The organism is Endozoicomonas sp. 4G (assembly GCF_023822025.1).
Taxonomy (GTDB): Bacteria; Pseudomonadota; Gammaproteobacteria; order Pseudomonadales; family Endozoicomonadaceae; genus Endozoicomonas_A.
Genome location: NZ_CP082909.1, coordinates 4,329,393 through 4,344,287, shown reverse-complemented (window position 1 = coordinate 4,344,287; position 14,895 = coordinate 4,329,393). Strand labels below are relative to the sequence as shown.

At 46.6% G+C, this 14,895-nt stretch carries 9 protein-coding genes; 4 read left to right on the top strand and 5 right to left on the bottom strand.

The genetic code is table 11. From position 1 onward, the window contains the following. The first annotated feature begins 33 nt into the window (after nucleotides 1–33). The 3 genes from K7B67_RS17005 (at nucleotide 34) to K7B67_RS16995 (ending at nucleotide 6,735) form a co-directional block, all read left to right on the top strand. Nucleotides 34–1,875: a hypothetical protein gene (locus tag K7B67_RS17005; protein ID WP_252177071.1), complete on the top strand. Its 1,842-nt coding sequence runs from the start codon at nucleotides 34–36 to the stop codon at nucleotides 1,873–1,875. A gap of 123 nt (nucleotides 1,876–1,998) precedes the next feature. Then, nucleotides 1,999–3,957 (top strand): hypothetical protein, encoded by a 1,959-nt coding sequence (locus K7B67_RS17000; protein WP_252177070.1) that lies wholly within the window; start codon nucleotides 1,999–2,001, stop codon nucleotides 3,955–3,957. 123 nt (nucleotides 3,958–4,080) lie between these two features. Then, nucleotides 4,081–6,735: a death domain-containing protein gene (locus K7B67_RS16995; RefSeq protein WP_252177069.1), complete on the top strand. Its 2,655-nt coding sequence runs from the start codon at nucleotides 4,081–4,083 to the stop codon at nucleotides 6,733–6,735. Nucleotides 6,736–6,766: 31 nt separating this feature from the next. Here the strand turns inward: K7B67_RS16995 and K7B67_RS16990 are convergent, their stop codons facing one another. Next, complete coding sequence (locus tag K7B67_RS16990) at nucleotides 6,767–7,657, bottom strand: sugar nucleotide-binding protein (RefSeq protein ID WP_252177068.1); 891 nt, start codon at nucleotides 7,655–7,657, stop codon at nucleotides 6,767–6,769. A 167-nt stretch (nucleotides 7,658–7,824) separates the two neighbouring features. On the opposite strand from K7B67_RS16990, the gene K7B67_RS16985 reads away from it, so the two are divergent. Beyond that, a complete protein-coding gene (locus tag K7B67_RS16985) occupies nucleotides 7,825–9,408 on the top strand; it encodes a response regulator (protein WP_252177067.1) in 1,584 nt (527 codons plus the stop codon). Between the two features lie 449 nt (nucleotides 9,409–9,857). Here K7B67_RS16985 and K7B67_RS16980 read toward each other — a convergent pair whose 3' ends face one another. The 4 genes from K7B67_RS16980 to K7B67_RS16965 form a co-directional block, all read right to left on the bottom strand. Then, a complete protein-coding gene (locus K7B67_RS16980) occupies nucleotides 9,858–10,163 on the bottom strand; it encodes a DUF1244 domain-containing protein (protein WP_252177066.1) in 306 nt (101 codons plus the stop codon). 21 nt (nucleotides 10,164–10,184) lie between these two features. Beyond that, nucleotides 10,185–12,089: a YgiQ family radical SAM protein gene (locus tag K7B67_RS16975; RefSeq protein WP_346658277.1), complete on the bottom strand. Its 1,905-nt coding sequence runs from the start codon at nucleotides 12,087–12,089 to the stop codon at nucleotides 10,185–10,187. Next, a complete protein-coding gene (locus K7B67_RS16970) occupies nucleotides 12,079–13,374 on the bottom strand; it encodes a transposase (RefSeq protein WP_252177064.1) in 1,296 nt (431 codons plus the stop codon). The genes K7B67_RS16975 and K7B67_RS16970 overlap by 11 nt, the downstream gene beginning before the upstream one ends. A 173-nt stretch (nucleotides 13,375–13,547) precedes the next feature. Then, on the bottom strand, nucleotides 13,548–14,765 hold the full coding sequence (locus K7B67_RS16965; protein ID WP_252177063.1) for a hypothetical protein: 1,218 nt from the start codon (nucleotides 14,763–14,765) through the stop codon (nucleotides 13,548–13,550). Nucleotides 14,766–14,895 lie beyond the last annotated feature (130 nt).

The following is a 14,895-nucleotide window of genomic DNA, read 5'->3' as shown; positions in this document are numbered from 1 at the left end:
ACAGCTTGCCCCTGCGGTCTAGGGTACCAGAAGATGAAAACAGCAAGGCTTCTGACTATGGTTCGCCTGTTTTTTTTATTTACCTTGCCTGTCACTTTACCGCTTGCCGGCCACTGTGCTGTTTATACCAGCCTGATGAGCTGGGCGGGTTGGGAAAAACAGGCTGTAAAAAATGGGTCTGATCATTCTGATGACAGCAGTCGTTTCAGTGGGCCTTTTGCGATGCCCGGAGCCTCGGGTACTGCGAATAACAGTGAAACATTCACAAGCTTTGCTGGTGGCGGTTTTAGCAGTGGCGACGATTTAGGCGATTTATTCAAGAGAAGACCGGGCAGTGGGATGAGGCCTTTTTGGGATACCCGGATTGTGCTCAAAATCATGCAGGGTTGGAATGAGCAGTTCATCATTATTCCGGGTCAGGTTCCTACCGGGATTGGCCATTCTGGAGGAACGGGTCAGGCTGGAAGTCAGGGAGGCGATCTTGATAGCGCCCCGCCTACTCAGTTTCAAGGAAGCCATGGTCGTCAAAATGGTCGTCAAAATCAAGACAGCGGTGGTGGCAGTGATAGTGACGAAGATGATGGGGCAGGTGGGTCATCAAACAGTGGGCCATGCCAGATTTGTAAGAAAAAAACGGCACTCGTCTTTAATAATAAATGCAAAGAATGTCTGGATCGTGAATCCGGTGTACTTGAGCAGGAATCGACTGAAGAACGCCCTTCTGCAATGGGGCAAGACAGGGAAGCTGACACTTCAGCAATCCATCTATTTGAATGGTTCAAAACTTTGGACTCAGATGAAAGGTTGAGAGAAGATTGTTTTCACAGAAATGATTACTATAAACTCTCAGCACTTTATAGACTTTTAACTAAAAGTTTTATCTCAGATAAAAATACGCTAAGTGAGTTTTATCCGAAATGGGTTAAATTTTTAAACGGTAGCCTGTCTCTTTACCACCTTATTTCAGAAGTGGGTGAATTGGCAAAATCTCAAGGGATTGAAGATTATGTCGAGGTAGCAAGAATTGTTAAAGCACTTGCTCTTTATGAGTTTGAGAACGAAGCCGCTTTAGAGCAATTTAGCAACGAATTGCTGAACCAGTTAATGAATAATAATTTTTTGGCTTCTGATGACCCGAGTCAAATTGTTTATTCAGAAATAGGTTACTCACGGAGATCATTGTTAATTAAATATATTTTTGAGATATTTAAAGATGCGAGTCTGCCGCTAGAATATGAACAATTCCCATCGAGATTGATAACAATAAGAATGTTAAATCAATTTGCTAGAACTGTTTATGGTAAGTATGGTTTTGCTATGCCGGATATCGATAGTAGTTATGGCAATTCAATAGAAGTCCCTGTGTGGGACACTGGTGAATATTCTTTTGTTACTCTAAGTAACATACGTTATTTACGTGGAGTTATTAATCAACCACTTCATATTCTGGCATTAAAAGTTACTGTTAATGAATATTTATATTTTAGAGATGTTGAAGCTATGCTTGTTGCTTGTGTTCTTATAAGATCAATGCTCGGACAACGTTTAAGTGATATGTTCCCTGAACATGTTCGTTTTGCGCAACATGTACCCAGTCAGCAACTTGAGCTTTTAAAAACCTTCACCTTAAAAGCCAGTGAACAGCTTGTTAAGTTTCTGAAGGATAGGGGAGCAGAAGAAAAAGACAAGTTTATACATAGTATGTTTATGATTTTTGGTATGGTTCCTGAGGAGCTATCTGATGAACTATCAGACCCCGAACCTGCTCCGTTAACGCAAGCCGATACACACGCGGTCGCACATTCCCAGTACCAGCAATCAGAAACAAGCACATCACAGTCTGTAACTTTGGACTCTGCCATGGCACAAGAGTAACAAGTCTTTGACAGGCCGGTTGTGCGGGTGCGACCGTTTCGAATACCAGAAATAAATAAAACATTTTCAAATATAATGTCTACTTTTATCTCTTGTCGATAAAACTTTTAGGCAAGTTCAGATATGAAAGCAACAAGGTTCCTGACTATGGGTCAGCTGTTTTTTTTATTCATCTCGTCTGTCACTTTGCCGCTTGCTGGTCACTGTGGTGTTTATACCAGCCTGGTGAGCTGGGCGGGTTGGGAAAAACAGGCTGTAAACAATGGGTCTGATTATTCTGACGACAGCAGCCGTTTCAGCGGGCCTTTTGCAATACCCGGAGCCTCGGGTACCGCGGATAAGGGCGAACCATTCACAAGCTCTGGTGGTGGCGTTTTTGGCACTGGCGACGATTTAGACGATTTATTCAGGAAAAGGCCGGGCAGCGGGATGAGGCCTTTATACTCCTTTGAATGGATGAGTGAGCTGTTCAGCAGCGTGTCCGTTTTTCCAGGTCAGGTCCCCACCGGGATTGGTCATTCTGGAAAAAGCAAAACCAGTCAGGCTGGAGGGCAAGCCGACCTCACCTCACCTGCCAATACTCAGTTTCAAAGCGGCCATGGTCGTCAAAGTCAGGGCAGTGGTAGTGGCAGAGAGAGTGGCAGAGAAAGCGGCGGAGATGATGGGTCAGGTGGATCAGCAAACAGCGGGTCGTGCTGGATTTGTGGTAAAACTGTACTCGCTTATAACAAATGCAAAGAATGCCTGGATCGTGAATCCAGTGAACTTGACCAGGAATCGACTGAAGAAGTGTCTTCTGCAATAGGGCAAGATGAGGAAATGTCAGTATCAGGAGCCCATGCTGTTGAGCAGGAACCGATCGAAGAACAGCCTTATGCAATAGGGCAAGACAGGGAAGAAGTACCTGAGTCAGGCACACAAGAGGCTGATGCTTCAGCAATCCACGTATTTGAATGGTTCAAAACTCTGGATTCTAATGAAAGTCAGAGAGAACAATGTTTTCATATTAATGATCACTATCATTTCCCGGCGCTTTATAACCTTTTAACTCAAAGTTTTTCGTCAAATCAAAATACGCTAAGTGAGTTTTATCCGAAATGGGTTAAATTTTTAAACGGCAGTATCTCTCTTTACCACCTTATTTCAGACGTTGGTGAATTGGCAAAATCTCAGGGAATTGAAGATTATGTTGAGGTAACAAGAATTGTTAAAATACTTGCTGTTTATAGGGATAAGTTTGAGAACGAAACGGGTTTGAAAGAATTCGGAAACGAATTGTTGAACCAGTTAATGAGTAATGATTTTTTGGCTTCTGATAACCCAGGGCAAGTTTTTTATTCAGGGTTAGGTCGCCAACAGAAAGTAGCGTTAATTAATTATATTTATCAAGTGTTTGCAAAAGTGAGTTGGTCGCTACAAAGTGAAATAATGCCATCGAGATTTATAGTAATAGCAGTGTTAAATCAATTTGCCAGAGATGTTTATGCTAAGTATGGTTTTGGTATGCCGGATCCGGACGTTAATCATAAGGAGTTAGGAGAGATCTTTATGTGGGGTTGTGGGAGTTGTGGTGATTATTCTTTTATTACTCCATATAACAAACCTTATTTACTGGGAATAATTAGTCAACCACTTCATATGCAGGCATTAGCTATTACTGTCCATGAAAATTTAGATGATTCTGATGTTGAAGCCATACTTACCGCTTTTGTTCTTATAAGATCAATGCTTGGACAGCGTTTAAGTGATATGTTCCCCGAGAATGTTCGTTTAGCGAAAGATATACCCGGTACGCAACTTGAGCTTTTTAAAAAATTCACCTTAACAGCCGGTAAAGTACTTGTTGAGTTTCTGAAGGAGAAGGGAACAGAAGAAAAAGACAAATTTATACATAGTATGTTTATGATTTTTGGTATGGTTCCTGAGGAGCTATCTGATGAGCTATCTGATGAACTATCAGACCCCGAACCTGCTCCGTTAACGCAAGCCGATACACACGCGGTCGCACATCCTCAGCACCAGCAATCAGAAACAAGCACATCACAGTCTGTAACTTTGGACTCTGCCGTGGCACAAGAGTAACAAGTCTTTGGCAGGCTGGTTGTGCGGGTGCGACCGTTTCGAATACCAGAAATAAATAAAACATTTTCAAATATAATGTCTACTTTTATTTCTTGTCGATAAAACTTTTAGGCAAGTTCAGGTATGAAAGCAACAAGGCTCCTGACTATCGGTCAGCTGTTTTTTTTATTCATCTCGTTTGTGACTTTGCCGCTTGCTGGTCACTGTGCTGCTTATAGCAGCCTGGTGAGCTGGGCGGGTTGGGAAAAACAGGCTGTAAACAATGGGTCTGATCATTCTGGCGACAGCAGCCGTTTCAGCGGGCCTTTTGCAATACCCGGAGCCTCGGGTACTGCGGATAACGGCGAACCATTCATAAGCTCCGGTGGTGGCAGTTTTGGCAGTAACGATGATTTAGACGATTTACTCAAGAAAAGGCCGGGCAGTGGAATGAGGCCTTTATACTTCTTTGAATGGATGAGTGAGCTGTTCAGCAGCGTGATCCTGCTGCCTGGCCCTGACGGCCAGACCGTAAAAAAACAGATTTGGGATACCCGGATTGTGCTCACCATCAAGCAGGGTTGGAATGAGCAGACCGTCATTATTTCGCAGGAACTTTGGAATAAGATAAGCGCTGCAAATCTGGAAAGGAATTCGGGGTTTTTTCTGGCATTGTCCAGAAATCCCGATAACCCGGAAGCGGTATTTGATCATTACCTGAACAGCAACCCGCCACAACCGCTACAAACCGAAGACTACGGTCATTATGCCCAGCAAGAGTTTATTTTAAGTCCCAAACCATTACGCAGCGTGTCCGTCTTTCCGGGCCAGGTCCCGACCGGGATCGGTCATCCTGGAGGAACCGGAACTGGTCAGGCTGGAAGTCAAAAAGGCGATCTTAATAAGGCTTCGCCTACTCAGTTTCAAGGAGGGTCTGGTCGTCAAAATCAAGGCAGCGGTAGTGGCAGGGAGAGTGGTAGAGAAAGTGGCGGAGATGATGGGTCAGGTGGATCAGCAAACAGTGGGTTCTGTCAGGTTTGTAAGATAAAAACGGTAGTCGCCCACAATAAATGCGGAGAATGTCTCGATCGTGAATCCCGTTTACTTGAGCGGGAATCGACTGAAAAACTGGTTTCCGAAATACTACAAGACACGAAAGACGAGCTTGGTATACAAGAGGCTGATGCTTCACCAATCGGTGTATTTGAATGGTTCAAAACTCTGGATTCAAATGAAAGGCAGGGAGGAGATTATTTCCGCATTAATAGCTACTATAATTTCCCGGCACTTTATAATCTGTTAACTCAAAGTTTTATATCAGATAAACATGCGTTAAGTGAATTTTATCCGAAATGGTTTAAATTTTTAAACGGCAGTATCTCTCTTCACCACCTTATTTCAGAAGTGGCTGAATTGGCAAAATCTCAGGGAATTGAAGATTACGTTGAGGTAACAAGAATTGTTAAAACACTGGCTATTCAAAGGGATGAGTTTGAGAGCGAAACCGGTTTGAAAAAATTCAGAAACGAATTTCTGAACCAGTTAACGAGTAATGAACTTTTGGTTTCTGATGACCTGGGTCACGTTTTTTATTCAGGATTAGATCACCAACAGAAAGTAAAGTTAATGAATTATATTTGTCAGATATTTGAAGAAGTGCGGAAGTCACTAGGAAGTGAAATATTTCCATCAAAATTTTTAACAATACAAATGCTCAATAAATTTGCCAGAGATGTTTATGATAGGTACGGTTTTGGTATACCGCATCCGTACAATAAGAATGGGGATTTAACAAAAATTATTAAGTTTGGAGCTCATGGTGAATATTCTTTTATTACTGAACATAACAGACCTTATATAACTAAAGGCCCTGGTCAACAAACATTTCATGATCTGGGCTTAAATATTAGTGCCAATCAATTTATAGATTATGATGATGTTGAAATTATGTTGATTGCTTTTGTTCTTATAAGATCCATGCACGGAAAGCGTTTAAGTGATATGTTCAATGAGAATGTTCGTTTTGCGAAAGATGTATCCAGTGATCAATTTGAGCTTTTAAGAACCTTCACCTTAAAAACCGGTGAACAGCTTGTTAAGTTTCTGGAAAATAAGGGAGCAGAAGAAAAAGACAAATTTATACATAGTATGTTTTTGATCTTTGGCATGGTTCCTAAGGAGCTATTCGGTGAGCCATCAGATCAACTGTATCATGAACTATCGGATCCTGAACCTGTGCAAGCCGAAGCATACGTGTCCTTTGAACCTGAGCAAGCCTTTCCATACGCGTCCTCTGAACCTCTGTCCTATGGGCCCGAGCCCTATGGACCCTTGTCCGAGCCTGTGCAACCCGCTGCATACATGCAGCCCTATCAACCCGCTCCATACATGCCCCCACTGTGTCAGGAATTGCAAATAAGCATTCCAGAGCCTGGAACTTTGAGCCCTGATGTAGAGGAAATGCTGGGTGTTTGTTCTAAACTGGGCATCAATACTGACGGAATTCTCAAAAGAAAAAGAAAAACAGAATTGGACTCTGCCGTAGCACAAGAGGAACTCCTGAATGTTGCTTCTAAACTAGGAAACGATTGGCGAAAATTTGCCAAACACACCGGTGTTCTTAGGGAAGAACATATAAAAGAGATTGATAAGGCTGGCGATGATAATGCTAAGGCAAGGGCGATGATGGAAAAATGGCAAAAAATGAAATTTAAGATTACCTTCAATGAATTACTGGAAGTTTTTGCACAAATTGGACGACACGACCTCTTAACCGATATATCGGATCGTTACCTTTGACATAAGCAAGCTCGGCTTGCAGAGCAAGCCTTTACGGCGGAGAAGATTTCTGGTCGCATACTTCACGAATAATACGGGCCACGGCACTTCTCCAGGGACGGGCATGAACGCCAAAAGTGTTCAGAACCTTATTGGACGAAAGAGTGCCATTGGCGGGGGGTTTGATGCCTTCCCGAGATTCAATATTTGCCATGATCAGCTTTCGGACGTTCAGATCGCGATGCTGGGAAGCTTCAGCAATAAGAACTTCAGCGAAGTTGCTTTCAGAAACCGATTCTGTGGTGGCGTAGTGGTAAGTGCCCCACACCTGTGCGCCACAGTCGAGTTGTTGAACCATGGCGACAATGATCCGGGCGGCATCGTCAGCCGGTGTCGGGCAACCCAACTGGTCCGGAGTGACATACACCTCCTTGTTAGCCAACATCCGTTCTGCCAGTCTTCTGAGAATATTGGGACGACGCGCACTGATAATCCACGACAGTCGCAGTATAATATGTCGCTCACAGCGTTCTCGGATTTGCTGTTCCGCCTGAAGTCTGCTGTTGCCAAGAACACCGGTCGGGTTGGTGGGGTCTTTTTCGTTGTAAGGCTCCTGCTTGGTACCGTCAAACACTCTGTAGCTTGAAAGCTGGAACAGAATAATACCCTGGCGCTGGCAGCAGTCGGCCAGTTCTGCAACCGCGTCCCGATTGATACTGAAACATCGGGAAGGCTCATTTTCAGCTTTGACCGGGTTGTTGTAAGCCGCCGCATTGATGACCAGGTCTGGTTGATGGCGGTCGAGACAAGCCCGAATCTGATTGGGTCTGGACAAATCCAGTTCCGCTCTGTCCGGGGCGTGCCAGGAAATACCCTTATCGCTGAGGATTCTACAGACTTCGTAGCCGACCTGGCTGGTTTGACCGATGACCAGTACTTTCATGCTTGGTTTCCAACATCACGAGTTTAATGATTAACAGGTTATTTAACCATGAACAGGGGGCGTTTGACACGTTGCGAAATTTGCTAAAGACTCCATGCCTTGCAGGGGGAATTCTGGCAGAATGAGCCACTTTTTCGACTATTCTTTTCCCAGCGGTAACTAACGAATTGGCGGACACTATGTACGTGGCAGACACTCTTCCGGAAACGGTTGATGAGGTAGAACGCATTCTTCTGGTGGATGACAGTCCCACCAACTTACAGGTGCTGCTGCAAACGCTCAGTGGACGAGGCTACAAGCTTCTGATTGCAAAAAACGGTGAAAATGCCCTGAGGGTTGCTCGCAAGGCCAGGCCAGCACTGCTTTTACTGGATATCATGATGCCGGGCATGGACGGCTATGAAGTGTGCCGTCAACTGAAAGAAGATCCGGCCACCAGCAACATTACTGTGGTTTTTCTGTCAGCCCTGGATGACACCAAAGACAAGGTTCGTGGTCTGGAAACCGGTGCCGTTGATTTTATCTCCAAGCCTTTTCAGGCCGAAGAAGTCATTGCCCGGGTCGAAACCCAGCTCAAAATACATCGGCTGGAACAGGCGCTTTCTGCTCGCAATCGTCAGCTTGAGGCTGACAAGGCCCGTATTCTGGAGAGTATGAACGAAGGTATCTTCGGGCTCGACAGCTGGGGGCATATTACCTTTGCCAATGCCGCAGCTTCTATTATGACGGGCTGGCCTATGGACACCCTCACCCATCGTAGCCTGATTGAACTGATGCTGGATGAAGCGGGCGATGAAGCGCGCAGTCAGTATCTGGCTCCCATTCAGGAAGCATTGAACAAAGGGATCAGCAAACGGGTGGACGATGCTTTGTTCTGGCACAAGGAGGGCTCATCCTTCCCGGTCAGTTATTCATGCACCCCGATTATGGAAGAAGGACAGCCTAATGGTGCGGTGGTGGTCTTTACCGATATCAGCAGTAAAAAACGTGGGCAGGCAGCCTTGCAGAAGGCACTGAACGAACTGGAAACCCAGAAGGAAAAACTGACCCATGTTTCCCGCCTGAGTATTATGGGTGAGATGGCCGCAGGCTTTGCTCACGAAGTGAACCAGCCTCTCACCGCCATTTCCAACTATGCCCAGGTCGCCAAGCGGATGATGGCCCGACTGGAAGATAAAGACGACGATGTTTATAAATCACTTTATGAAGCCATGGACAAGATTAATATCCAGGCCCGTCGTGCAGGTGAGATCATTGCCCGGATTCGCTCATTTGTTAAGAAGCCTGATCATGTCCTGGGTTGTGTCGATCCGATCAAGCTGATCAGCGATACCGTCAAGCTGGCTGAAGTGGATGCTCGAAATAACAGTATGGAGATTCACACCGAGGTCGCTCAGGACCTGCCAGAGGTGAAAGTGGATCCGGTACAGATTCAGCAGGTGGCCTTAAACCTGATTCGCAACGGTATGGAAGCCATGAGGGACCAGGATACCCGGGACATCGGGGTCTGGGTTAAGGCAGAGCAGGTGGATGATCAGTTTGTTAAGGTATCGGTGATTGACCGGGGGTATGGACTGGCGGACGATGCCGAAGAAAAACTGTTCACGCCTTTCTACACCACCAAGTCCGATGGTATGGGGATTGGTCTGACCGTATGCCACTCGATTGTTCAGTCTCACGGTGGGCGACTGACGTTCAACCGTCACCCTGAAGGCGGCACTATTTTTGAGTTCACAATGCCGATTGCCTGACTATACTCGCCCCATCTTTTAACTGGCTGTTAAATGATGGGGGTGTAAGAGGGCAATTCGAACCTTCGGACGGACAATTATGTGAGACGACTTCATAATAGCGGCAGTCATTTTCGAAACATATATAAACGTAACCGCCTGGTATGAGAGAAACGTGCGACGGTTTGCAATAGTAGCCGCCGTCGGGGCGTGAAAGACTCCATGCATGTATGCCTGTGTCTTTCTGAACATATCGAAGGGTATAGAGTTTCTCCTTTACTTGATCAAGGGTGGTTAGTTCACATAAAACGGTATCTGATAAAGCAGGCTGTATAAACAGTGCCAGTAATATAAGAACCGTTTTGATGTGTTCATACCCCCTCTGACTGATTATTTTCATGAGGCTTTCTCCCGCCTGGCTTCAAATAATAGTTCTACCCCTCAAGATAGCCCTACCGCTCAAAATAGCCCTACTTTTTTTCTTTGGCCTCAAAAGCGGCCAGCTGTTCGGGAGTAGCAGGCTGCTGGTGGTTTTTTTTCCATTGGGAGTAGGGCATGCCATAGATACGTTCTCTGGCTTCATGGTCGGACACTTCAACGCCGAGATCGTCAGCAGCTTTTTTGTACCACTTGCCCAGGCAGTTCCGGCAGAAGTTTGCCAGAATCATCAGGTCAATATTCTGCACTTCTTTATGGTCATCAAGGTGCTTTAACAGGCGGCGAAAAGTAGCTGCATCGAGTTTGTCCTGAGTTTCCTGATCAATCTGTGTATTCATTACATTTTCCTTCTTCACGGGTTATCGGCGCTTTTTTTGGGCTAAAGGCTTTTTATGAGCTAAAGGCTTTTTATGGGCTAAAGGCTTTCGACGAGTGCGGGGAGCCCGGTTATCCCACTGACCGCCACGAGCTTTCTGGAATGTTCCGGCAGGCTTTTTGTTGTGTGGACGACGGTTGTCTTTACTTTTCTCTTCTGCCGGTACCAGCTGGTTGGCTCCGTCACCAATCAGCTCAGAGCGGTTCATTTTTCTCAGGGCGTTACGGAGAACATCCCAGTTTCTGGCGTCGTGATAACGCAGAAAGGCTTTCTGCAGACGACGTTGTTCCAGCTCTTTAGGAATATAAAGTTTCCCACCCTTGTAATTAAGCTTCTTGAGCGGGTTACGACCTGAATAGTACATCGCCGTCGCCAGCGACATGGGCGACGGATAGAAGGTTTGTACCTGGTCGACACGGAACTTGTGACGCTTGAGCCAGAGCGACAGGTTCATCATATCTTCGTCTTCACAGCCGGGGTGAGCGGCAATGAAATAAGGAATAAGGTACTGCTTTTTCCCGGCCTCTTTGGAGAACTTGTCGAACATTTTCTTGAATGCGTCGTAAGTGCCCATGCCGGGTTTCATCATCAGATCCAGAGTACCTTTCTCGGTGTGCTCCGGCGCAATCTTCAGATACCCGCCGACGTGGTGCGTGACCAGCTCACGGACGTATTCCGGATCTTCTACGGCCAGGTCATAACGGAGACCGGAAGCAATGGCGATTTTCTTGATGCCGGGAATGGCACGGGCTTTTCGGTAAAGCTCTGTCGTTTGTTTGTGTGATGTTTCCAGGTTCTTGCAGATACCGGGGAATACACAGGAAAGACGACGACAGCTGGCCTGAATCTCTGCACTCTTGCAGTTCAGGTGATACATGTTGGCAGTGGGGCCACCCAGGTCAGAAATCTGACCGGTAAAGCCTGGCACTTTGTCCCTGATCTCTTCCAGTTCCTGTAGAACAGATTCCTGGGAACGACTCTGGATGACCCGGCCTTCGTGTTCAGTGATGGAGCAAAACGTGCAACCACCAAAACAGCCCCGCATGATATTCACGGATGTTTTAATCATGTCGTAGGCAGGAATGTTGGCATCACCGTAGGAAGGGTGTGGCCTGCGCTGATAAGGCAGGGCGAAGACACCGTCAATCTCCGGCGTTTCCAGGGGAACAGGCGGCGGGTTTACCCAGATTTCCCGGCTGCCATGTTTCTGCACCAGCACCCGGGCATTATGGGGGTTGGATTCCTGGTGCAGCACGCGGGAAGCATGGGCGTAAAGTGCCGGATCTTTACGCACTTTTTCAAACGACGGCAAACGAATACAGCTTTTGCTGGCATCAAAGTCGGTTTTGCGGTGCAGCGGGAGTGGAACAATACGGACAGGCTGAATATCCGGCTCCTGCTCTTTTTTGGATTCACACGCTTCTTCCTGCACGTAGTCATAAGGACTGGTGCCATAAGCGTCTTCCAGAGATTCCAGATCTCTTGGCCAGTCGATACGGGTAGAGTCGATTTCGGTCCAGCCTTCGGGTTTGGCAGGTTTAACGACAACGGTACCGCGAATATTATCCAGCTCTTTGATGTTAACGCCCGCAGCCAGTTTGTCTGCGACATCGGCCATGGCTCGCTCAGCATTGCCATAGAGCAGGATATCTGCCGTGGAATCCATCAGCACGGAACGGCGTACTTCATTACTCCAGTAATCATACTGGGCAATCCGGCGCAGGCTGGCCTCAATGCCGCCAATCACAACGGGTACATCGCGGTAGGCTTCTTTACAACGCTGACTGTAAACAATCACTGAGCGATCGGGCCGTTTGCCCGGCTCGGCATCCGCTGTTTGAATGCTCCCCTTCCTGAAGGAAGGGGATTCTTCTTGGTTAAGCCACAAGACTCTGTTTTGACGGTTCAACCGAACCGGCGTCCTCAGACGCCAAAACTGAATCAAGGGTAATACCAAACAAAGTAGGCTCATTCAAAGCCACTACTACGGGCGACTTGCGTAGCAAGGTCGGTCGTAGATACTTCACGCTTCCCGTAGGCAGAATCGAATCAGGAACCATACGTCCATTGTGGATGTATTTGTTCAGGATGTTGCAGGCTCCGACTTCGTCTCTCGCTGCAACATAACCGCAACCCTGACACTTATAGTTGCGCCCACTTGGCTTATGCCTGTGACCGCACTTAGGGCACGTTTGAGTGGTGTAGGATTCGTTGATCTTAACCACATCAACCCCTCTCAGCTTGCCTTTGTAGGTCAGGTACTCAACCAATCGACCTAGCGGGTTCCCGCTATTCTCCTGGTTGCTGCGTCTTGATCCCTTTTTCTGCTTACGCTTGTTACGTGCTATTTCTGTCACATCCCCAACAACCAATGTTCCGGCTTGCCGTTCAACGGCAAAGTCGATCATCTTGTTTGCGGTATGATGTAGCAAGTTGTGAACTTGCCTGTGGTATCGTGCCAGATATCTGGCCTTTTCTGCCTTGAGTTTCCGTCTTCGACGGGAACCCTGCTCGCATTTATCTATTAGACGACTGTAGCCAGCTATTTTCTTGCTCTTGCCTTGTGTCAATGAACGCAAGCCACGACCAACAACAGCAGTTGATTTGATGCCGTCCGTCATGACAGCGGTATGAATGATACCCAAATCAGCCGCAACGGTGTTGTCTCCGGCTGATTCTGGTTTCTCAACTACGTCTTGAATGGAAATGTAGAGAGTGCGGTATCCAAGCTCAATTCCTGTGATCTTGCCTTGCGGCAATTGATCCAGTGGGATTTTGATGGACAAGCCTTTCACTCCACGACCATTGGACAGATTCAGCCTATTCCCCTTGCGGCGAATGGCTGACTGCTTCCAAGTCACCGTCTGGAATTTCTTCTTGCACTTCCAAGGGTAACGGGCTTTCTTATCTCCCTGTTCCCTTTTGGTTTGAGTTGAATCTATAGAGTCGTACAACTTCTCGACGAGCTTCTGTATAGTCTGCGAATGCAGGGCATACTTGCCTTTGACGTGAGCCTTCATTTTAGACTCGGTAGGCCACTTCCAGTGGCGTTTACGGATATATCGGTGCAAACGAACTATGTCATTCCACAGGCGAGCCGCTTCCAGACGGACTTGCGTCTGACCGTCTGTTGGCTTGCCTATGTTGATTTGAATGACACGATTTTTTTTCACGCGATTTCCTTTTTTCTCAATATATTTATACTACAGAAAGCCAATGGCTACATTGATATTGTTGATACAAGGAAGCCTGACGACTTCCCCGTTTACATCCCCGCATTAAAAGTACGGGGTTTTTCATGGGTTACGATAAAACCGAAGTGATGTGGTGATAAAGCATCCCTACGTCAGTTGAACAGCGTGTGCAAATAATCCAAAGGAGCATAAAATTTCTGCCACTGATTCCAGGCTGTCTCAGTGAGACATTCTTCAAGCGAGACGCCATAAACCAAATAGTTTGAAACGCCATTGATCATAGCCAGAGCCAATGCAGGAGTCAGTAAAACAGCCAGCTTTCTTAATAAACGCCTTCTGTCCAGTTGCCAGCCGGGTGGCATGTCCAGTATTGAGATGAGATACATCTGATAACCCATGACTGCTGCTCCGGCTCCGACTCCGGCGCCGATGCCAGCCAGGAGTCCGGCAACAACACCAAAGTTGCATCCGGCTCCGGGCAAGACTCCGGGTACGGCTCCGACCAAAATGGTCATTGCGGCCAGGGCTTTGATCCCAAAACCGGCCATAGGGGCTCCGAATCCGGCTATGACCATGGCCTGAACGATATCGTTATCTTCTCGATCAAGTGCGGATACGGAGATTATTGCCGAAATTATCCCTGTCAATGAAGCTGGCAGTACATAACCATAGGCGGCTTCTAAATGTGAAGAACTTCCGGACTTTATTATGTCATAAATGATTGATCCGACTATTGCGCCAGTCAATAATGACAATGAGATACTTTCACCGTAAGCATACTCTGAAGGCTGGATGGTAAGTTTATCCTGATACCGTAAGGCTTGGGTGGCAATGGTTCCGGCTACGGTTCTTGACACAACCTCACCAGAAAAAAGAGTCAGGGCTATTAAAGGTACAAGATGACGGTTGTGTTCGTTGATCGTTCCCAGGCTGACAAAAACAGTCCCTCCTAATAATGTAAATCGCAGAGGCTGCCACCAGCCGTTTTTAACGGGCCAGGGTGATACGTGTTCGACCACAGCAATCTCGGTAAGGGTGATGGCGGCTGCCAGCTCATTACACTTAGAGAAGGATGATTCGTACTGGTGTACTTTAAATTCTTCAGTGCTGGACAGGCCAAAGCGACCCGCAAGGGCAGGAAACCAATGGGTTGATTCGCAGACGGTGTACCAGAGCCCATAATTTAACAAGGTAGAAATGGCCAGACCGGTGACACTGCCAGTCAGTTTGAGACTGCTTTCCACCAGCGATGCATTATTGTTGTACTGACTCAAAAAGTTAAATTGTTCTTTTTCCGGTACGCCTGAATAGGCGAAAGAGCACATAAACGATAAGTACAAAAGTATCGGTAATTTGCCAAGTGTTTTCATTAAGTTTGGTATGCTGCCCAGGAAAGTGAAATAGTACTTATAGCAGACTCTTTGCAGGATTAACGGCAGTTTTCTTGTCAACCACCTGCGTGATGTGGTGATAAACCATCCCTGCCCCGGTATGAATATT